This window comes from Noviherbaspirillum saxi, assembly GCF_003591035.1.
Lineage (GTDB): Bacteria > Pseudomonadota > Gammaproteobacteria > Burkholderiales > Burkholderiaceae_D > Noviherbaspirillum > Noviherbaspirillum saxi.
Genome location: NZ_QYUO01000003.1, coordinates 818,085 through 839,413 on the forward strand (window position 1 = coordinate 818,085; position 21,329 = coordinate 839,413).

Consider the following 21,329-nt stretch of genomic DNA (forward strand, 5'->3'; position numbering starts at 1 on the left):
TCATTTTTTCTGGCCAAAGCTGGCGCACTGCTGCGTTGTTCGCTGCTTGCAGTGCTCGCACTGCGGCGCAACGAACGCCTTGCATTGCATCCAGCTGTGGCCGCCAAAATGCACGATTTATTCCTTAACAGGCCCTTAGCGAAGAGTCAGCGTCAACCGATGTTGCGTCAGCGACTGCGGCCGGCATAACCGGAACGGATTCCACTCTGGAGGAGAAACAATGAATATTGCTAAGTTGAAGGTAGGTACCCGACTTGCCATCGGTTTCGGACTGGTGTTGTCTATGATGGCGATGTTGAGTATCGCCGGTATCGCGTATCTGGCGCAGATCGATAGCGTCACTACAAGAATCATCACAAAAGAATGGGTGAAAGCCGATGCCGCCGGCACACTCAATGCGATGACGCGCGAAAACGCACGGCTGACGCTGCAGCTCTTCATCGCGCCGGACCGACCCGCGCAGCAGCAGATCCACGCTCAGATCAATGCCAACAAGGCGATCATCGACAAGGCGCTGGAGGCGCTGGAGCGGACTATTTATATGGAGCAGGGAAAACACCTGCTGGAAAACATCCGCGACAGTCGCCAGCGTTACGTAGCCTCGTTCACCGGCGTCGCCAGGCTGTTGGAAGAAGGGCGTGAACAACAGGCGGAAGCGCTCATGACTGGCCAAACGCTGCCGCTGCTGCAGCGCTTGCAGGACAAGGTAAAGGAATTGTCCGACCTGCAAAAGAGCCTGGTAGAGGCGGGTCGCGCGGAAGTCCAGCAAAGCATCGACGCCGCCCGTTTCCTGATGCTGGCCTCGGGGCTAGCGGCCGCCGTAATCGGCATCGCGGCGGCGATCGTTATCACGCGCGGCTTGACCAGGCAACTCGGCGGCGAGCCCGGTGACGTGGTCGAGATCGCCGCGCGCATTGCGCAGGGCGATGTCGGGGTGAATATCGACATCCGCGCCGGCGACCAGTCGAGCCTGCTGTTTGCGATGAAATCGATGCGCGACAAGCTCGGCACGATGGTCGGTCGCGTACGCGCCGGCGCCGACACCGTTACGGCAGCGTCGGTGCAGCTTGCGGCGGGCAACCTCGACCTGTCCGTCCGCACGGAGGAACAGGCCAGCGCGCTGCAAGAGACCGCTTCGTCCATGGAGGAACTGGCATCGACGGTCGACAACAACGCGGCAAATGCACAGCAGGCGCGGCAACTGGTGCAGTCCGCCTCCGATGTCGCGACGCAGGGCGGCAAGGTGGTCGAGCGAGTGGTCGCCACCATGCATTCGATCAACGAGTCGTCGATGCGGATTGCCGATATCACCGAAGTAATAGACAACATCGCGTTTCAAACCAACATCCTCGCGCTGAATGCAGCGGTCGAAGCCGCGCGCGCCGGCGAACAGGGACGCGGATTTGCCGTAGTCGCCTCGGAGGTGCGCGCGCTGGCGCGGCGCGCGGCCTGCGCAGCGAAGGAGATCAAGCAGCTGATCGACGATTCGGTAGAACGGGTGCAAGCGGGAACGACGCTGGCCGGCGAAGCAGGCGCGACGACGGACCGAATTATCGCGAGCGTATGCCGCGTCGCCGACATCATGAACGAGATTGCGGCGGCGAGCGGCGAGCAGAGCAACGGCATCCAACAGATCAATCAGGCGATCAGCCAGATGGACGAGGTGACCCAGCAAAACGCCGCGCTGGTCGAACAGGCAGCAGCGGCGTCGGCATCGCTGCAGGAGCAGGCGAAAGGCCTGGCGCAAGCGATGAGCGTATTCAAGGCCGGCGAGGGTGCCGCCGCCACAGTCATTGAACCGGTACCGGAGAAGGTCGCCGCAGCCACCAGATCTGGCGATACGCCCTTGCTTCTCATGAAGGGAGGCCGGGACGCAAGCCCGGTGCGCGTTGCGGCGGCACAGCGCGCAAGAACAGTTGGCGCACCGGAGGGTCATCGCCAGGAGTGGGAAGAGTTTTGAGGGCTGCGCGTACTCGCGCATGATTCTCGGCGGTGCACCGATGCACCGTAAACAAACATGCCGCATCGGCGTGCAAGCCGCGCACTGCACATGCTGCCGTTGTGGCGCACGACGAATACCATTTCGCAATATAAAAAATAGCGCAACCAGTATCGGCACGGAACTTGCAATACGGAAATAGCGTTTTTCCTTTCCGTTTTTTGTTCGCTCAGGTCCGCCGCCATCATGCACAATCGCCGATTCGCCATCCGTCATCAACCCAGGTTACCGTTGCCTGCGATTCCGGAAGGATTGCAGCAGGCGGCATCCTTCGGTCTCTGGCAATACGACGGTAATACCTTTGAGCTGAGGCTATCCTCCACCGCCGCCGAACTGCTGGCGGTGGAGGAGGGCTGCTACCGGGACGTGCACCGGTGCTTCGTTAATGCCGCCGCGGAAGAAAGGGATACCCTTGTAGCGGCATTCGAACAGCATCTGCGCAGCGGCAGCGTGCTCGACTGCAATTTTCGCGTGTCCAGTCGCACGCGCGGATTGCGTTGGCTGCGCTTGTCCGCGATTCCGCAACTGTCCTCGCAAAGCGGTGCGGCCAGCGGGATGGTGGCCGACATCACGCCGCACAAGCTGGCGGAGATGCGCGAACGTTTCATCTTCAAGTTCATGGAACTGCTGGTCGGAGCGCATACGGTGGACGAGGTGATTGCCAAGGTTCTGCCGGTCGTATGCGAAAGCCTAGGCTGGGACTGGGGCGCCTATTGGTCGACCGCGCCGGACCAGCCGGATGTACTGCGGTGCCGGCAGCATTGGCGTAGTCCGGCAATCAATCTGGCGGCGTTCTCGCAGGCCAGCGCCCGCACGCCGATCCCGACCGGCCTCGGCCTGATCGGCAAAGTATGGAGCAGTGCGCAGGCTACGTGGATCGAGGACATGGCGAGCGACACATCCTTCCTGCGCCAGAAGGCGGCGCAGGCTTCCGCGCTGCGTTCCGGCTACGCTTTCCCGGTCGGCTACCAGGCGGCCGACGGCGGTCAGCGCAGGCTTGGCGTGTTGGAATTCTTCAGCAGGCTGCCGCGGCAGCCGACCGCGCAACTGCCATACGTTGCGACCGCGGTCGGCGGATTGATCGGACAGACGGTGCAGCGGCTGGTACATGAAGCATCGATCCGCCACATGGCGCAAACCGACAGTCTCACCGGTCTTGCGAATCGCGCGCATTTTTACCAGATCATCGACGCGGAATGCTCGAACGCGATGGCAGACAAGAGCAGCTTCGGCTTGCTGTACATCGACCTCGACCAGTTCAAGCCGATCAACGATGCGTTCGGCCATGAGGCTGGCAACGCGGTGCTGAAGGAATTCGCCACCCGCGTGCTCGGCCTGCTGCCGCACGGCTGCTTTGCCGGACGGCTAGGCGGTGACGAGTTCTGCGTACTGTTGAAGGCGAAGGACTTCGCCGCGGCGGTTGCGCAGGTAAGCGAGGCCATCCTTTGCGCGGCGCGCACGCCGGTCCCGTTCAACGACTGCCCGCTGGTCATTTCGGCCAGCATCGGCATCAGCGTGTTTCCGGAAGACGGCACGACGGCGGCGGAACTCTTGCGCAATGCGGACGTCGCGATGTACCGCAGCAAGAAAAGCGGCCGCAATCTCGTCAGCTTCAGCGCAAATGTGCCCGGCGCGAATTCGGAAGCGCGCCAGTCGTTTCTGATGAAGCGAATGACGATCGAAGGCGCGCTGCACAAGGCGCTGGAACGATCGGAATTCTTTCTCGATTACCAGCCGATCGGCGATCCGGCGGCCGGCCGTATCGTCGCGGTGGAAGCACTGATCCGGTGGCGCCGGTGCAATGGCGAAATCGTCCGTCCCGACGAGTTCATTCCTGTGGCGGAAGAAGCCGGACTGATTTCCCACATCGATGAATGGGTGGTGCGGCGCGCGTGCGCCGACCTCGCCGCGATGCATCGGGCCGGCCTGACGGACCTGCGCGTGAGCGTCAATATGGCGGCACCCGAATTCATGCGCCAGACGCTCCCTGCGGATCTGCTGGCAGTGACGCGCGCAGCCGGCATCGAGCCCGAGCATCTCTGTCTTGAATTGACCGAGCGAATGATGATGACGCAGGCCGATACGATCATTCCGGTGATGCACGCGTTGCGCAGGCAGGGATTCCGGATCAGCCTCGACGACTTCGGCACCGGCTATTCATCGCTGGCGCGCCTGAAAATTCTACCGATCACCTCGGTGAAGATCGACCGTTCGTTCATCAGGGGTTTGCCCGGCGATATGCATGACAGGGCAATCGTACGTGCGATGCTGGAACTCGCGAGCGACATGAGGCTGGCTATCGTTGCCGAAGGCGTCGAAACACTTGAGCAGATGGAGGCACTGGCAGAACTCGGCGATCCGCTGATACAGGGTTACCTGCTTGGTAAACCTGCATCGCCGGAACAGATCGTCAGTGCATACAGCCGCCGCGCATGGCAGCCGCAGGTTAGCGCGATTGCATAGTCCGAAGGATGTTACTACGTATATGATCCAAACCCGGAAAAAATTGCCGCTTTGCTAGTGTCCTGTGCCAGAAATAACTTTACATAAACGTTCGATCTTTGCGAGGATGGACTCGGCTGTAGCGGTCCAGACGAAAGGTCTTTTGTGGGCATTGTAATGTTCCACGTAGCGCTGAATTTGCGACATCAGCTGGCGCACGCTTTCAAACGAGCCTCGTCGGATTGCCTGCTGCGTAATCAGGCCAATCCAACGCTCGACTTGATTGAGCCAGCTTGAGTAAGTCGGAGTGAAATGCATGTGATAGCGCGGTCGTCTGGCTAGCCAGGCTTTGACTTTCGGGTGCTTATGCGTGGCATAGTTATCCAAAATCAGATGCACATCCAAACCAGCAGGAACTGCCTTATCAATATGATTAAGGAAGGCGATGAATTCCTGATGCCTATGACGCGGCTTGCATTGCGCAATCACTTCACCATTAGCCGTGTTCAGTGCCGCAAACAGTGTGGTTGTCCCACGGCTCAAGAGTGATGGGGCAAAGACAGATGTTGACGCGTTATCGTCGAGATGCCATCGATGAGTGTGCGATCAATCGACGCCGCCGTTGTCCACGTCGCTTGCCTGTGCGGGCAACAAGGACCGCGCTCGCCGCACCTTCCTTGTCGTCCGCGTTGGCATTGCTGATGACCGTTATTCCGGCTGGATATTCGCCGCCTTGATAATGCGGCCCCAGTGTTCGTACTCGGCACGCGCAATCTTGTTCAGCTCTTCCGGCGTACTCGGCGTGATGCTGACCCCTTGCTGGTCGAGCTTTGCCTTGACTTCGTCATTGCCCAGCGCCTCCTGCAATGCGGTTGCATAGCCCGTCACCAGTTCCTTCGACATGCCTTTCGGGCCCCAGACCGCGTACCAGGCATCGTTGTTGAACGCAGCGATGCCGGCTTCCTGGAGCGTGACGATCTTCGGATGCGAGCGATCGCGCTCGGCACGTGTCGCGCCGATAATCTTTAATTTTCCCGCCGATTCCAGCGGCGCGGCCACGTGCAGCGGCATGATTGCGAGGTCGACATGGCCACCCACCAGGTCGGTGAACATGCCGGCCGATCCTTTATACGGCACATGCGTGATCGTGGTGGCGGTCTGCGCGGCAAACTGCTCCATGACCAGGTGGTGGAAGGTGCCCTTGCCCGGCGAGCCGTAGGTCACCTTGTCGGGGTTTTTCTTGAGGTAGGCGACCAGCTCACGCGCATTGGCCACCGGCACGGAGGAATGCGCGACGAGTGCGAAATTTGTGCGGCCCACCATGGTGATCGGCTGGAAGCTCTGGATGACGTCGAACGGGATCTTCTTATAAAAGTAGGGAATAGTCAGCGCGGTCGAGGTGCCGATCATCAAGGTGTGCCCATCGGGCGCGGCCTTGGCGACGGCGTCCATGCCGAGAATGCCGGAGGCACCCGGCTTGTTGTCGACGATGACTGGCTTGCCGAGGCGCCGTGCGAGCTTCGGATCGAGCAGTCGTGCCATTAAGTCGGGGGTGGTGCCCGGGCTGAAGGGAACGATGATTTTGATCGGACCCGAGCCACCGGTCGACTGCGCGAAGCCGGTCAATGCGGTGCCCAGCAACAGGCCGCCGCCCGCAGCAGCGAGCAGCCGGCGCCGTTTTGGATAAAAGGAATGATTCATGGGGTTCTCTTCACGGTAATTGCTGAAGCTTGCTCAGCGGATTTCCTCGGCGCGACGAATGCTGTTGATCATGGAAGAATTCAGCAGGAATGCCCGGTGCTGTTCCGGGTCGGCCGCAGTCTGGCGCATTTCATCGAGGCGCTGGGCGCGGACGCCGGGATCGCGCTCCTCGAGCAGGTTCTTGTTGCGGATGGTGATGGCTTGCACGTATTCTATGTTGGTTAGGCGACGTTGCCTGTCGTAGAGATCAAGCACGCTGTCGTCACTCCTCTGTTCCAGCACGGCCAGCAGCTTGTCCACCAGGTTCATCGCATCGTGAATGCCGCTGTTAAGGCCCATACCGCCGAGCGGGTTGTTGACGTGCGCCGCATCGCCGGCGAGCATGACGCGGCCGACCCGGAACGTCTTGGCGACGCGCTGATGCACGCGGTACACGCTCTTGTAAGGAATGTCGTATTCCATGTCGGGAGAGAGAAAGCCCTGAATGCGGCTTTGCACGAAGCGTTCCGACAACACCTCTTGGTCGTCCATTTCCGACGTGATGGGAAACGCAATGCGATAGATGCCAGGCGGGCCTTCGTGTGGTTGCACGAAGATGGCGCACCATTCATCCGGATCAGCGATATAGGCGTTGCCGGTGAATCCCTGCTCGCGCAGGTCATACGTGGTGGCGAAGACGAGAAAGCGCTGCGGCCAGGTGAAGCCTTCGAATTCGATGTCTAGCGTCTTGCGGACGATGCTGTGCGCCCCATCGGCGCCGATCAGGTAGCTGCCGCGAATCTCCGTATGGCCATCATGGGAAGCGGCCCTGACCGTGACGCCGTCTGCGTCGTGTGTAAAGCCGGTGCACTTGTGTCCAAACAACACACGCGCATTCGGATAGCGCGACAGCGCCGCGAAGGCAATCTGCGACAGCTTGTGCTGTTCGCAGTGCAGGCGAAATGGATAGGGTGTCTGGTCGGCGATTACGCCGAGGTCGAATTGCGCCACGACCCCGGTACGGCGATCGCGTATCTGCCATTCCGGCACCTTGATGCCCTGTGCCAGCAGCTCGGCGCCGATCGACAGACGGTCCAGCATTTCGACGGTCGGCGGATGGAAGGTGCCGGCACGCAGGTCCCGCGGGATATCGTTGGCGCTTTCGAGTAACACCACCTGGACGCCTTTTTCCGCAAGGGCGAGGGCGGCGACGAGTCCGACCGGACCGCCGCCTGCAATAACAACTGGTTTCTGTTCCATATCTTTACTCATAAGGGTGGGGGGCCCACCCGGTATATCTTTCATGCAGGGCACATGATGCGTAGGTGAAGGTGCACTAGTTGGCGTTGCGCTGTTCGCGCCACAAGCCGAGCGCTTCCTGCACCGGTCGGTCAGAGAAACTGAACAATACCGTCCTTTCCCTCACCTTGAATTCATGCGCGACCCAGCTCGGAATGACAAAGACATCATTCGGTCCGGCATCGAAGGTCTGGTCCGGCGTGGTGACCGTGACGCTCCCCTCGATGACCGCAAAGATGGTCCCGGCGGAACAGCGATACGGCGCGCTCGCAAAGTGGGCGGGAAGTTGTTGGATATAGGCACCAATGGTGGGCATCGCCGAGCCGCCGGTGAGCGGATTCAGATAGCGCAGCTTGTAGCCATTGCAGGCATCAGGCGTGCCGGAGGTCGCCATCGCGGCGAGCGATGCGCAAGCATCCACATAGGCGTAGCTGAACAGGGGCGAGGCCCGGTTCGGGGTCGGCTGCGCGTCGACCGGGGCCATGTTGTTCCCGAAGCGCAGCGCACTGTCACCGGGCGGGCGCAGAAAGGATTGCGCTTCGGTGGAGCCGGACTCCGCGAAGCTGGCATCGAGCATCGCCACCATGGGCACGTCGAGGCCGTCCAGCCAAACCATCGGCTGATCCGTATGGTTACCGTGGTCATGCCAGGTCCAGGAAGGCGTGATGATGAAGTCGCCGCGCTTCATCAGTGACTGTTCGCCGTCCACGGTGGTGAACGCGCCGTCTCCTTCAAGAATGAGACGTAGCGCTGATTGCGAATGTCGGTGCGCCGGCGCGACTTCGCCAGGAAGGATCATCTGCAGGCCCGCGTACAATGCCGGCGTGATCGCCGCCTTGCCGCGCATGCCAGGATTTTCAAGTATTAGGACGCGCCGTTCGGCTTCCTTGGCGGTGATGAGTTTGCCGGCCTCATCCAGATAGGCGCGCGCTGTCGCATACTGCCAGTGCGCGGTACGGCATGCCGATGTGGGAACCTTGGTCACAAGACTGTGCAATTGTTCCCACAAGGGAGCGTAATCGTCGCGACCGATTTTTTCATAAAACCGCTCCCGTTCGGCGCGGACTTCCGGCGATATCCGGTTTTCTGTCAAAGTAGCCATAGTCGTCTCCTTCAGACCTCAAACGTCATGCGGCGGCGCACTGCGCGCCGCCACGCTTTTCTCGCGCTAGCGAATGATTTAGCGGATATGCACTGCCATTTCCCCGATCTGCTCCATCCGCGCGGTCATCAGGTCGCCGGACTGAATCGATGCCACGCCTTCCGGCGTGCCGGTCATAATTACGTCTCCGGGGTAGAGTGTGTACACATGGGACGCTACTGCAATCAGTTCCTCCACGCCGGTGATCAGGTCGCGCGTGTTGGCGTTCTGGCGGACAGCGCCGTTGACATGGATTGAAAAAGCGAGTTCGCCTGGATTCGGGATTTCATCCTCGGTCACGAGGTAGGGACCGAGTACCGAATAGGTATCCGCCGACTTGCGATAGCTGCGGTCTTCGGTGCCGCGCACGGTCATGTCCAGGCCGATGCAGTAACCGGCGATGACGCTCTTGGCATCTTCCGCCTTGACGTTCTTGCACTGCTTGCCGATAACGACGGCCAGCTCGACTTCATGGTCATTGCGGCGACCGGGGAAGTTGATGACCACGCCTTGCGACGCACCGACCAGGCTGGTGGCATTCTTCAGGAACACGCCGAATTTCGCGACCGGACTAGCAAAGCCTTCATAACCCGGGTTGTGGACATTGTTATGAATCTGCGCGTCCGCTGCCGATTCGTCGACATGCAGCTTGTAATTGAGCGGGGCCGCGATGATCTTTGAAGGCGTCGCCACCGGCGACAGCAGACTGACGTCGGCTAGTTCGTACACCTTCGCATTTTTCTTCGCCGTGCTGATTGCCTCACGCAGGGAAGGCAGGCGCTCGATCAGCAAATCGCCAGGCGCGACCGGCCATTTCAACGCCGGCAGCGATGCAAGCACCGCGCTTACGTCATATACCTTGTCTTGTTCTACCAGGCCGAGGCGGCCTTCATTGAAACGGCAGATTCGCATTACGTCTCCTTAATACATTCCAAAAGATACATACATTTGCATTTAAATAGAGCATGCTCAAAATTGAGCGTGCTCTATTGTATAGTCGAGTTTTCGCGAGCGTCAATCGCTTTTGCGTTTTTATAGAGCGCGAGATAGCCGGACACCTGTGGACACTTCCGTTTGTATCAGTCCGTCACTGCAAGGTGCACGGCAAGGCATTGACGGTGAGAGATTCATTGCGGTTTTTCTTGCACAGGAACTGCCGTTCGATGCTGCGCGGATGAGCCTGAACCCCGAAGTTTTTTGCACCAGGCGCGCTAATCCTTCGAAGCGCAGAGAGGGTTCGGCAATACATGCCTGAACGAGAAATTCTATGACCGCCGATGTCAAGTTGTGGCCGCTGAGTGGCGCAGGCTTCTGCGGGATCAGGCCGACCAACCCGCTTTGTGCAAAAAATCGTTGTACTGAAACAGCGGGTGTCCGGAAGTTCCGGGGATGGTATCGGGATGCTCGGTGCCGTACTCGTAGGCGGTGGTATCAGTGGTCCATTTGGTGTCGATTCCGCCGCCTACGAGTATGGTCTTAAACCGGCCTCCACCTGGCAAGGCACATCACACGGATGCCATTACCGATTCAGGCGGCCGGCATCGCGTGCAGCCAAAGCGGTCTGTACTTGGACGGACCGTAGTTTTCCATGAGTGACGGACCGCTGTGCTTGTCGCGCTTATATCCATGCGGCTTTACTGCTCGTAACGCTTCAGCATCGTGCGGGCGATGACGAGTTGGAGAATCTGGCTTGTTCCCTCGTAAATGCGTACGCCGCGTGCATCACGATATAGCCGCTCGACTGGGTAATCCGCGACATAGCCGGAGCCACCGTGGATCTGAACGGCGCGATCTGCGATACGTCCCAATGCTTCCGAACTAAAGTATTTGGCTGCGGCAGCCAAGGTCCGTGCATCTTCCCCTTTTTCCAATACCTGCGCCGCATGCATTGTCAGCGCATGGCTCGCAAGATAGTCGGTCTCTGAATCGGCCAGCATGGCCTGGATCAACTGGAAGTTGGCAATGGGTTCACCGAACTGCACCCGTTGCGTCGCATATCGGGCCGCTTCGTCAATTAGCCGTTTAGCCATACCTACGGCGGACGCCGCCACGCTAACCCGGCCGGCATCGAGAACGCTCATGGCAATCCGGAAGCCTTTGCCTTCATTGCTCGGCCCGCCGATGATATTGGCGGCGGGCACCCGCAGATTGTCAAAGGTAACATCGCATATGGGCGAACCGCGCTGACCCATTTTCTTCTCCGATTTGCCGATAATGAGCCCCGGCGTATCGCGTTCGACGATGAAGGCGGTGATACCCTTCGGACCTTTTTCGTTCGGATCGGTACGCGCCATGACCGTGAAAATCCCTGCCCGCGACGCATTCGTGATGAAACGCTTCGTGCCATTGATGACGAAGTGATCACCATCACGCCGGGCGGACGTGGTGATGCTTGCTGCGTCCGAGCCGGATCCGGGCTCGGTTAGGCAAAATGCGGCCGGCAATTCTCCCGTTGCCATGCGCGGCAAATAGAATTGCTTTTGCTCTTCGGTGCCGAAAAGTACGATACCTCGCGAGCCAATCCCGACGTTGGGCCAAAACACCAGGCGAAACGCTGGAGACGTTTCGCTGAAGGCCATCTGTATCTGCATTTCCTGGAGCAGGTCGATTTCAAATCCGCCGTACTGCTGTGGAATCGATAGTCCAAATAAGCCCATCTCGCGCATTTCCGCGATCACTGTCTGCGGTACTTCGTCATTTTCCTCGACTTGCCTCTCCAGTGGCAGCAGCCGCTTTGTGATGAACTTGTCGACCATGTTGAGGAGGTCTTGAAAACTATCCTTGTCAAAGGCAGAAGCCATAAGTGTTTCCTTTAATGATAGATTGTCTGTTAGCGAGGTCCTGCAATGGCGAACAGGGCATCGAGCGCGATCCCGTCACGTCCGGATGGATAGGCTATGAATGGATTGATGTCGACTTCCGCGATTTCCGGATTGACAGTCATGAGATTTGCTACGAGGCGAACCGCACGTGCGACCGGTGCCAGATCAACGGGCGCTTGACCGCGCAGGCCGCTGAACATGGCTGCGCCTTTCAGCTTTTTCAACGCTGCGATAATTTCTGCTTCGTCCAAATCGGGCGCTAGTAGACGCACATCCTTGAGCGCTTCGATCCAGATGCCACCAAGGCCGACCAGCATGATCACACCCCATAGCGGATCACGGCGGCTGCCGATAACCAGTTCCAGTCCCGGCTTTGCCATGCTTTCGATCAGTAGACCCTCTAAGCGAAGATCGGGGCAAGCGTTGCCGATCGAGTCATGCATTTTTTTCCAGGCGCCGCGCAATGCCTCATTGTCTTTGATCCCGACGGCGACACCGCCGACATCGCTTTTGTGCGTCAGGCTATCCGCCTGCGCTTTGATCACAACGGGAAAGCCGATTCGTCCAGCGATATCGATGGCCTCATCGACGGTGCGGGCAAGGCCGCCCTCCGGCGTCGCAAGACCGAGCTGCCTTAAAATTTCCTTGCCCTTGTATTCGGCGATGGGGCCCGGTTGAAGATCCATGAGTCTCGGAACGGAAGCCGATGCTCCGTGTCTGCCGCTGGAGGCTACAAGTTGTCCGTAGCGATGTACATGTGCCATCGCCCTCAATGCACGATCTGGTGAACGGAAAAACGGCACGCCGCCTTCGAACACCATCGCATTAAATTCATCGGCCAGTGCATTCCCATCGCCCATGATGACAAAGGCCACAGGCTTGTCCGATTTTTCGATCACAGGCAATAGCGATTTCGCCTTGGCGACCTGCTGCGGCGCCGAACCTCCCATCAGCGCTACCACGACGCTGCCAACGCCGCTGTCGTCGAGCATGGCCTGCACCGTGGCGCCGAACAACTCCGGTTGTTGCATGCCAGCGGAGGTCAGATCAAGCGGATTATCCGGTGTGGCGAAGTCCGGCAGCATTTCCTTGAGCGCGTTCAAGGTTGTCCCCTGCAAGCTTGCCAGCTCAAGTCCGAGATCAGAACAAAAGTCGATTGAGATTCCACGAATGGCGCCTGAATTCGAAACGACAGCAGCATTGCCGCTCGTGACCGGCTTGGGAAAGCGGGCCAGAATATCGGTGACATCGAATAGCTCGTCGAGCGTATCGACCACGACAACGCCCTGGCGTTCCACCAGCGTGCGCATGACCTCGTAATCGCCGGCCAATGCTCCAGTATGGGATTGCGCCGCTTCGCGCGCTTTCGGACTGCGGCCAGGATGCATGAGCACGACAGGCTTGCCGGCGGCGCGCGCCTTTCCGCATGCGGAAAGGAAGACATCGGGCTTACGAATCATCTCGACGAAAATTGCAAAGGCGTCAACTTCGCTTGCCTCTACTAATTGGGTGAGCAAATCCTCGGCGCTGAGCACAGCTTCGTTTCCGGTCGAAACGGAGAACGAAACGTTGATTCCCTTGGCGGCAAACGCTTGGCGAAGGTTGGCGTTAATCGCGCCGCTCTGGGCGATAATGCCGATCCGTGGACCGGAACGGTGGAGCAACGGCGAGACCGGTTCGAAAGTCAGCGGGACGCCATCGGCGAAATTAACAAATCCCATGCAGTTCGGGCCCAGCAGGGCGATGCCGGCTTCGCGCGCCGTCCTGGCAATTTTCTCCTGCAGCTCGCGACCTTCACATCCGAGTTCGGAAAAGCCGGATGCGAACACGACTGCGCCGCCGATGCCGCGCGCGGCGCATGCTGAGATTGCATCGAGCACACCTGCCTGCGGCGTGATGATCACTGCGGCGTCGATGCCCTCGGGCAGATCGTGAATCGATGGAACACAGGCCTTGCCGTTGACTTCAGGTCGGCTGCGACTGACCAGATGCACCTCGCCCGTATAATTGAATCGCGAGAGATTTGCCTGCACCAAGCCCGACACCGACCTCGGATCATCGGATGCTCCCACCACCGCAAGCGAACGCGGTCGAAGCAAGCGATTAAGATTATTGCTATTCATATCGAGTCTCCTGCTTGCAATTTATTTGACATCGCGTTTGTAGGAACCTAGGCCCGGGCGGTAGGTTTTATCGTCTAGAAATTGCGACATGCCAACATTGCGGCCGTTCTCCGGATCTTCGATGACTGATTGTGCATGTTTTGCCATCAGGTAATCCGCACCTTGTTCCCAAGTCATTTCGGAAGCGATGCGGTATGACACTTTCGCGGTACGTAGAACGGCGGGGTTCTTCTCCATTAACACCTTGGCCAATTGCGTGGTTCGTGCACGCAGGTCTTCAAGCGGAACCGATTCGTTGACGAGGCCGATCTCGGCAGCGCGTTTGCCGCTGAAGGTTTCTCCTGTCATGACATAGTACATCCCATCCCGTTCACGCATGAGTTGCGAAACCGCGCGGTTAACCACGCCGGCGGGAATAATGCCCCAGTTGATTTCGGAAAGACCGAAAGTGGCGTCGTCCGCAGCGATGGCCAGGTCACAAGCGATCACTGGCGTAAAAGCGCCGCCAAAACACCATCCGTTCACCATGGCGATCGTTGGCTTGGCGTAATGCCGCAGCTGACGCCATTGCCATTGGCCATTAGCGCGAAACAGTTTGAGACGTTCAGCCGGCTTGTCGTCCGTGGCACGGAAATATTCGCGCAGATCCATGCCAGCCGAAAAAGCATCGCCAGCGCCGGTCAATACCAGGACCTTGCAGCGATCGTCGGATTCTAGGTCGTTGAGGATATCGCACATTCGGTAGACGATGGCTGGATTGATGCAATTGCGTTTGGCCGGCCGGTTCAGCGTCACCCAGGCAATGCCATCTTCGAATGTAACGGTCACAGGTTCTTCGTTTGTGTTTGTGTCAGCTGTTGCTTGAGATTGGGATTTCGTCATGATTTCTCCTCGGTTGGATCAAGTACTGGTGATCTGAAATTTTCGTATGAAAAGCTACTTTATATAAACTAACATTATTCTGTCAAGTGCAGATTTGACGCAGAAATCGACATTCTCAATAGGCATTGAACTAGGATGAAAAAATCGCTATGCAAATCATATTTATATAAGGTAGCATTATTCATGTTCCCATTGCATACGCATGTTCAAGAGGCGATCACATTCCCGGAACACTCAAAAAAATGAAGGAGATAAGATGGCTCGATCCGTAGATGTCGACGAATTAGCATCCAGCGCCACGCTTTTGACGACGCCTTGTGGACATGGAAAAATAACTTGGCGCAGATGGGGAAGGGGCTCTCCGGTCGTGTTACTGCACGGTACTGCAGGATCGTGGACCCATTGGGTTCGCAATATTGGTGCGCTAGCAGTCATGCACACGGTGTATGTTCCCGATTTGCCAGGGTTTGGCGACTCTGACTCGTTAGCGGAGCCGCATACTTTCGCCAACATTGCTGCGACACTATGGGCCGGGCTGGATGAATTGTGCCCTGACCGTCCATCAATTGCGCTAGCAGGCTTTTCTTTCGGTTCCGTTGTCGCTGAAAGCATGGCGCTGGAACGTGGCGACCAGATACGCAGGCTAGTACTTGTGCGCGGCAACTTCAACGACCAGACGCCGCGTCTGCCAGGGACCTTGAAGAAATGGCGCGGCCTGGCCGATCCGAAGGATGTGGAGGCTGCGCACCGCCACAATCTAGCCGTCATGATGTTCCACGACAGTGCGAAGATCGATGAGCAAGCGGTAATGCTGCATGCGGAAAACTCCAGACGCTCCATGCTTGATCCGGCTCTTTTCTTTCCAAGCAGGCCGCTGGACGCGCTTAGAAAGATTGCAGGGCCTGTCGCGGGCATTACCGGGGAGTTTGATAGCTACGGATTACCCGATCCGCGAAAACAGGGGGAAGCCTTGTTGGAGGTCCGGCCGGACGCTATTTTTCATATTATCCCGACTGCGGGCCACTGGGCTATTTATGAATCCGCAGAAAAGGTAAACCCTATTCTGCTGGACATGTTCAGTCGTTGATCGTCAAGGCTGCTGATGTGGCCGATTGAATTGCATCGCAGGGGCGATACCGATCCCTGTTATAGGAGAATCACTTTGAATCCGAATCTACGGACTATGCATCTATATATCAATGGTGAATGGCTGGGCGCGGAAGGACGCAAAACGCAGAGTGTGCTGAATCCAGCTACCGGCGAATCGCTCGGCGATCTGCCGCATGCGAGCACGGCCGATTTAACGCTGGCACTTGCATCGGCGCAGGCCGCTTTTCCGAAATGGCGTGAAACGTCCGCACTAGTACGTGCCAATATTTTGCGTAAGGCAGCGCAGCTTATTCGCGAACGTAGTGAGAGCATTGCCACCATCATGTCCCTTGAACAAGGGAAAACCCTATCCGAGGCACGTATTGAGGTCGCCGTTTCGGCCGACATTTTTGAGTGGAGTGCGGACGAGGGCCGGCGTGCATATGGCAGGCTCATACCCACGCGTGAGCCGGGATGGCGGCAGTCAGTCATCAAGGAACCAATCGGTGTCGTGGCGGCGTTTACGCCTTGGAACTTTCCAGCGATGCTTCCGGCGCGCAAAATCGCCGGGTCACTTGGCGCTGGCTGTACATGCATCATCAAGCCATCGGAAGAAACTCCCGCGTCCGCATTGGAGCTGGCGCGTGCCCTACATGATGCCGGACTTCCTCCCGGGGTCCTTAACGTTGTCTTCGGCGTCCCAGGCGAAGTATCGGAATTCCTCGTCAAGTCACCAATCGTCCGCAAGGTCACATTCACGGGCAGTGTTCCTGTCGGCCGCCATATCGCTGGCCTTGCCGCCGCGGGTGTCAAGCCTGCCACCCTGGAACTTGGCGGCCATGCGCCGGTGCTGGTATTTGACGACATGGCTATCGAGCGGGTCGCCAAGCTGGCTGCCATAAATAAGTTCCGAAATGCTGGGCAGGTCTGCATTTCGCCTACTCGATTCTTTGTACAGCGACAGGCCTATGCCAGTTTTGTGGAGCACTTTGCCAAGGCTGCTGCTTCGCTAAAAGTGGGAGCTGGCATTGACCCCGATTCACAAATGGGCCCGCTGGTGAATGAGCGGCGTGTTGCGGCCATGCGTGCGATCGTTAGCGATGCCCAATCTCTCGGCGCGGAAGTCGTCACGGGTGGTTCGGCTCCTGACCACGCCGGTTTCTTCTATCAGCCCACGGTACTCACCGAATTGAATGAACAATGCAGGGCATTGCATGAGGAACCGTTTGGGCCGATCGCTCTGATCATGCCATTTGATGATGAGGACGAAGCGATTGCACGCGCGAACGCGCTGCCATTTGGACTGGCGGCGTATGCATTCACCTCCAATGCGGACAGAGTCATGCGTTTGGAAAATCGCATCGAGTCCGGCATGTTGGGTGTGAATACATTTGCCATAGCTAGTGCTGAAACACCGTTTGGCGGCGTAAAGGATAGCGGGTATGGCTCAGAGGGCGGAATGGAAGGGGTGGAAGCCTACATGAACACAAAATTTGTCGCTCAGGCACCGGCTGGCTGATTTACGAAACGCTTTTTTCCATTCCATGGCAGGCCGGCCATGAAAAGATGCTCATGTGCGCGCCCATGCTACCCGTTTTATATTTTTACTACAGATTTTTATGGCACAGCGAAAACCTTCCGAGCAAACTTCGCGCCCACCGGTTCGAACCACTTATCTGGTTTCGCAAACATGGTTCGCGCTACGTGACCTTACAGATATCGCGTTAAAGCAACACGGCATTACCGGGATTCAATATACGGTACTGTCCATTCTCGCATCCAGGAATAATCTTTCACCTGCGCAGCTGTCCAGGCGATTCTATGTCACACCGCAGGCCATGGGACAGATGCTGACGCTCTTAGAAACTTCAGGCCTGCTTAATCGCACCGAAGATCCTGCGAATCGCCGCATACTGCGCGTCACCCTCACCAAGGCAGGGCTTGATCTGGTAAAGGAATGTGATGCGGAAATGAAAGTGATCGAGGAAGATGTCTTTTCCATCCTCACTGCCAAGGAAATTACCATGCTGCGGTCAATGTTGCAAAGCGTGGCGGAGCACGCTCGGAAAGACGCGACCACCTCGGCTGCATGACATCTCGTTACAGCCATCGATGCGCGAGCGGGCAGAGCGCCTTTTGCAATCGATGGACAAAACATTTTGAATTTCTATGCAGTATGAAAGAGGCTCTCTACACAAATTTTACTAATTTCCCTTTGACATATGCGGCATGCCGCCACCTATAAAACATGGAGATATAATGCATCGATCACTCAAGCTTGCAGCAGGTTTTCTCGCGCTTGGATTCACATTGTCACAGCCGGCCTGCGCGCAGAATACGCCATATCCTTCAAAGCCGATCAAGATCATACTGGCATTCCCGCCCGGCGGAAGCGCCGACCTGATTGCACGTTTAGTCGCGCCAGCCATGTCCGAGCGTTTCGGTCAACCGGTCATTGTTGAAAATCGTCCCGGCGCGGGCGGCGCGATCGCCATTGGTGCCGTGGCGAAGGCTCCGCCTGATGGATATACCATTGGCGTAGGCGCGGCAGGCGCACTTGCTATTAGCGGCATAGCGAATAAACGAACATTGTATGATCCGTTGAAAGATCTGGCACCGATCGGTATTATGATTCAGGCGCCTTTCGTTCTCGTCGCCAATAACGCCTTTAAGCCGAAGACGATTGCCGACGTTATTGCCGAAGGCAAGAGCAAGCCCGGCACACTGTCTGTCGGGCATGGCGGTCCGGGGACGATGATGCATTTATCGACTGAGCTATTCAAACATATGTCTCACGTGGACGCAGTTGTGCTTCCCTATAAAGGCACCGCTCCGGCGACCATGGATGCTATGGCAGGTCAAATTTCTCTCGCGATGAGCGATATACCGACAGCTTTACCTTATATCAAAGGAGGACGCTTGAAGGCTATCGCGGTAACTTCTGGAAAGCGCAGTAGTTCTCTTCCCGACGTGCCAACGTTCGACGAATCCGGACTGCCCAAATATTCGGCGACCGGATGGATTGCGATGGTGGCGCCGGCCGGTACGCCGCCTGCAATCGTTCAGCGCTTGAATACGGAACTGGTTGCAGCACTTAACCAACCCGCAATCCGTGAAAAAATTATTGCAAGCGGATCCGATCCTGCGCCGGGCACACCTGCAGAGCTTAGTCAGTTAATGCGTACCGAAATCACAAAATGGGAAACCCTCATCAACGAAGCAAAGATCAAGATTGAATAATGCTCGTCGGCCGGACTTAGCGGGATGACATTCATCTAGTGTCCTGAGTTAGAAGTTCGCCGAATAAAACCGATGAAATGGACGTCACCTTCGCCTTGCCGGCCGCGTTCAAATACTCGCAAGGCACCCGGCCTTGCTCCGTCTTGCGCCTCGCCTGACGCCCATTGCATCAGTTTTATTTTTCAACGAACTTCTAACTCAGGACACTAGCCTGCAAACCGAATACAAAGAAAGCATTGGCGTAAAGCAATTATCCGCCTTTCTCTGCCAACGTATGCGGGGCTTTCGCATCGAGACTCACTATTTTCAATAACCTGCAAGACTGGTTGTCGCCCATAGAAGAAAGACATCTGCTATGCAATTTGCACAGGTGGTGCCCATGGCTGCGACTGTTCATGGGGCCGGACACCAGGGTAACCGCGATGCTTAATACGATGAGTTGCCAGTGGGGCAACCATTGATCGTGCTAAATCCTTGCACAAAGCAAGGTATGGGGGTTAGGGATTATTAATTAACCCCCCATTATTAAATTAAATCGAGTAACCACCCTTTTTTTGCTTCTTTATTGCAATCCGTTTCTCCACATTTGCCACCGTTAACTTGCGGTCGGAACTGCGGCCTGCGCTTTAGAAAAACCTAACCATAATTTATACGAGGAGAAACAAATGATTCAAACCGGGGGAAGGATTGGCGCCGCAGCCCTTATGGCTTTGGGCTTGGCGGTATCGGCATCGAATACGCTAGCCCAGGCAAACACCAGCGTCCAGATCTACGGCATTGTGGACGCTGGCGTCGAATATCTGAACGGTGTTGCCGACGGCGGCACAAAACGGACCTTGTTCCGCTTGAACCCGAGCAATCAGGTGGCGTCGCGCTTAGGAATTCGCGGCAAGGAAGATCTGGGCGGCGGCACGAGTGCAGTCTTTAATCTTGAGAACGGCTTCTCACCGGATACCGGTACTACGCTGCAAAACGGTCGTCTGTTCGGCCGCGCGGCGGTGGTAGGCCTTGAGGGCAACTGGGGCAGCGTCCTGATCGGCCGTCAAAGAAATACGATTTTCGACCTGACCCTGATTTATGATCCGATGGCCTATGGCACCTATGGCTTCACAGCGACCGACAATGCCTTCTTTACTCAGCGTCCGGACAATTCCATCAAGTACACCTTCAGGCAAGGACCGATTTCCGCATCCGCGCTTTACAGCTTCGGCCGTGACGCTTTAACCGGCGCCCCGCCCGGCAGCCAAAGCGAAGTACCTGGCGCATCGAAAATCGGACGCCAAGTGGGTGCCAATGTCAATTATGCCGCAGGGCCTTTGAGCGTCGGTATCGGTTACGATCAGCAGCATGGCGTGACTGCCGCGCTGCAGTCCGAAATCGATCGCCGCCTGTTCGTAGGTGCGAGCTACGTCATCTCCGGGACTAAGCTTTATGCAGGTTTCCAGCGGCGCAACAACGACATTCCAGCCATCGATCTCCGGAGCGATCTGTACTGGCTCGGCGTCAAGCAGGCACTGACCTCGAATCTAGGTTTTATCGCCTCCCTCAGCCATACCAAGGAGAAGCATTCACCGAATAAAGCGACCCTGCTCGGCACTTCGCTGTATTACGATTTTTCGAAGCGCACACAGTTGTACCTGAATGTTGGCCGTTCAACCAACAGCGGCACCAGCGCCCAAGGCGTGACGGGCACGACCTTCGCCCTGCCGGGCCAGAACATGACCGGTATCGTGACAGGCGTGATGCATCGATTCTGAGATTTGAAATGGACAAGCTCGAGAGGCGGGCAACAACAAAAGCAACGAGTGTCCCAACGTAGATATTTATCCTTCAATATTCCATGAAAATATTAGTTTCCGTGAAGCGTGTCGTTGATTACAACGTCAAAGTCCGCGTGAAATCCGACGGCAGCGGCGTCGATATCGCCAACGTCAAGATGTCGATGAATCCGTTCGATGAAATCGCGGTCGAGGAAGCGACCCGCCTGAAAGAAGGCGGCAAGGTCACCGAAGTCATCGCAGTGTCGTGCGGCGTGACGCAATGCCAGGAAACCCTGCGTACCGCGATGGCGATCGGCGCCGACCGCGGCATCCTGGTCGAGACCGATGTCGAATTGCAGCCGCTGGCGGTGGCCAAGCTGCTGAAAGCGGTGGCCGACAAGGAGCAGCCGCAGCTGATCATCCTGGGCAAGCAAGCCATCGACGACGACTGCAACCAGACCGGCCAGATGCTGGCTGCGCTGCTGGGCTGGGGCCAAGCCACGTTCGCCTCCAAGGTCACGCTGGACGACGGCAAGGCCACAGTGACGCGCGAAGTCGACGGCGGCCTGGAAACGGTGGCGCTGCCGTTGCCGGCGATCGTGACGACCGACCTGCGCCTGAACGAGCCGCGCTATGTGACGCTGCCCAACATCATGAAGGCCAAGAAGAAGCAGCTCGATACGTTCAAGCCCGCCGATCTGGGGGTGGATGTGACGCCGCGCCTGAAGACCTTGAAGGTCGCGGAACCGCCCAAGCGCTCGGCCGGCATCATGGTCAAGAGCGTCGAAGAGCTGGTGTCCAAGCTCAAGAACGAAGCCAAAGTCATTTAAGCGCGCGCGCCTTCACCCTATT

The 21,329-nt window shown here is 57.4% G+C and carries 15 protein-coding genes and 1 pseudogene; 8 read left to right on the top strand and 8 right to left on the bottom strand.

Translation table 11 applies throughout. The features are described from left to right. Positions 1 to 220: 220 nt before the first annotated feature. Both D3871_RS31480 and D3871_RS26910 read left to right on the top strand, forming a co-directional pair. A complete protein-coding gene (locus D3871_RS31480; protein WP_119772143.1) occupies positions 221 to 1,960 on the top strand; it encodes a methyl-accepting chemotaxis protein in 1,740 nt (579 codons plus the stop codon). Positions 1,961 to 2,185: 225 nt separating this feature from the next. Next, positions 2,186 to 4,462 (top strand): putative bifunctional diguanylate cyclase/phosphodiesterase, encoded by a 2,277-nt coding sequence (locus D3871_RS26910; RefSeq protein WP_119772144.1) that lies wholly within the window; start codon positions 2,186 to 2,188, stop codon positions 4,460 to 4,462. 54 nt (positions 4,463 to 4,516) lie between these two features. Here the strand turns inward: D3871_RS26910 and D3871_RS26915 are convergent. The 8 genes and pseudogenes from D3871_RS26915 to D3871_RS26950 form a co-directional block, all read right to left on the bottom strand. Beyond that, positions 4,517 to 4,975 (bottom strand): annotated as a pseudogene (locus tag D3871_RS26915) (IS630 family transposase); the annotation flags it as partial. 174 nt (positions 4,976 to 5,149) lie between these two features. Then, positions 5,150 to 6,142: a Bug family tripartite tricarboxylate transporter substrate binding protein gene (locus D3871_RS26920; RefSeq protein ID WP_119772145.1), complete on the bottom strand. Its 993-nt coding sequence runs from the start codon at positions 6,140 to 6,142 to the stop codon at positions 5,150 to 5,152. Positions 6,143 to 6,175: 33 nt separating this feature from the next. Next, on the bottom strand, positions 6,176 to 7,381 hold the full coding sequence (locus tag D3871_RS26925; RefSeq protein WP_158598082.1) for an FAD-dependent oxidoreductase: 1,206 nt from the start codon (positions 7,379 to 7,381) through the stop codon (positions 6,176 to 6,178). A 76-nt stretch (positions 7,382 to 7,457) separates the two neighbouring features. Then, entirely contained in the window at positions 7,458 to 8,522 is a 1,065-nt protein-coding gene (gene gtdA, locus D3871_RS26930) for a gentisate 1,2-dioxygenase (RefSeq protein ID WP_119772147.1), read from the bottom strand. Positions 8,523 to 8,600: 78 nt separating this feature from the next. Next, a complete protein-coding gene (locus D3871_RS26935) occupies positions 8,601 to 9,473 on the bottom strand; it encodes a fumarylacetoacetate hydrolase family protein (RefSeq protein WP_119772148.1) in 873 nt (290 codons plus the stop codon). Positions 9,474 to 10,195: 722 nt separating this feature from the next. Further along, entirely contained in the window at positions 10,196 to 11,362 is a 1,167-nt protein-coding gene (locus tag D3871_RS26940) for an acyl-CoA dehydrogenase family protein (RefSeq protein WP_119772149.1), read from the bottom strand. 29 nt (positions 11,363 to 11,391) lie between these two features. Continuing rightward, the gene (locus D3871_RS26945) at positions 11,392 to 13,506 is read right to left on the bottom strand and encodes an acetate--CoA ligase family protein (protein WP_119772150.1); all 2,115 of its coding nucleotides are present in this window, start codon (positions 13,504 to 13,506) and stop codon (positions 11,392 to 11,394) included. A 21-nt stretch (positions 13,507 to 13,527) separates the two neighbouring features. Further along, positions 13,528 to 14,388 (bottom strand): p-hydroxycinnamoyl CoA hydratase/lyase, encoded by an 861-nt coding sequence (locus tag D3871_RS26950; RefSeq protein ID WP_119772151.1) that lies wholly within the window; start codon positions 14,386 to 14,388, stop codon positions 13,528 to 13,530. A gap of 256 nt (positions 14,389 to 14,644) precedes the next feature. On the opposite strand from D3871_RS26950, the gene D3871_RS26955 reads away from it, so the two are divergent. The 6 genes from D3871_RS26955 (at position 14,645) to D3871_RS26980 (ending at position 21,307) form a co-directional block, all read left to right on the top strand. Next, positions 14,645 to 15,475 carry an alpha/beta fold hydrolase gene (locus D3871_RS26955; protein ID WP_158598083.1) on the top strand — a complete coding sequence of 277 codons (831 nt, stop codon included), beginning with the start codon at positions 14,645 to 14,647 and terminating at the stop codon, positions 15,473 to 15,475. 75 nt (positions 15,476 to 15,550) lie between these two features. After that, the gene (locus D3871_RS26960; protein WP_420799684.1) at positions 15,551 to 16,996 is read left to right on the top strand and encodes an NAD-dependent succinate-semialdehyde dehydrogenase; all 1,446 of its coding nucleotides are present in this window, start codon (positions 15,551 to 15,553) and stop codon (positions 16,994 to 16,996) included. 100 nt (positions 16,997 to 17,096) lie between these two features. Next, positions 17,097 to 17,570 (top strand): MarR family winged helix-turn-helix transcriptional regulator, encoded by a 474-nt coding sequence (locus D3871_RS26965; protein ID WP_119772154.1) that lies wholly within the window; start codon positions 17,097 to 17,099, stop codon positions 17,568 to 17,570. 166 nt (positions 17,571 to 17,736) lie between these two features. Next, on the top strand, positions 17,737 to 18,717 hold the full coding sequence (locus tag D3871_RS26970) for a Bug family tripartite tricarboxylate transporter substrate binding protein (protein ID WP_158598084.1): 981 nt from the start codon (positions 17,737 to 17,739) through the stop codon (positions 18,715 to 18,717). A gap of 665 nt (positions 18,718 to 19,382) precedes the next feature. Further along, positions 19,383 to 20,474: a porin gene (locus D3871_RS26975; RefSeq protein WP_119772156.1), complete on the top strand. Its 1,092-nt coding sequence runs from the start codon at positions 19,383 to 19,385 to the stop codon at positions 20,472 to 20,474. Positions 20,475 to 20,557: 83 nt separating this feature from the next. Further along, complete coding sequence (locus D3871_RS26980; RefSeq protein ID WP_119772157.1) at positions 20,558 to 21,307, top strand: electron transfer flavoprotein subunit beta/FixA family protein; 750 nt, start codon at positions 20,558 to 20,560, stop codon at positions 21,305 to 21,307. Positions 21,308 to 21,329 lie beyond the last annotated feature (22 nt).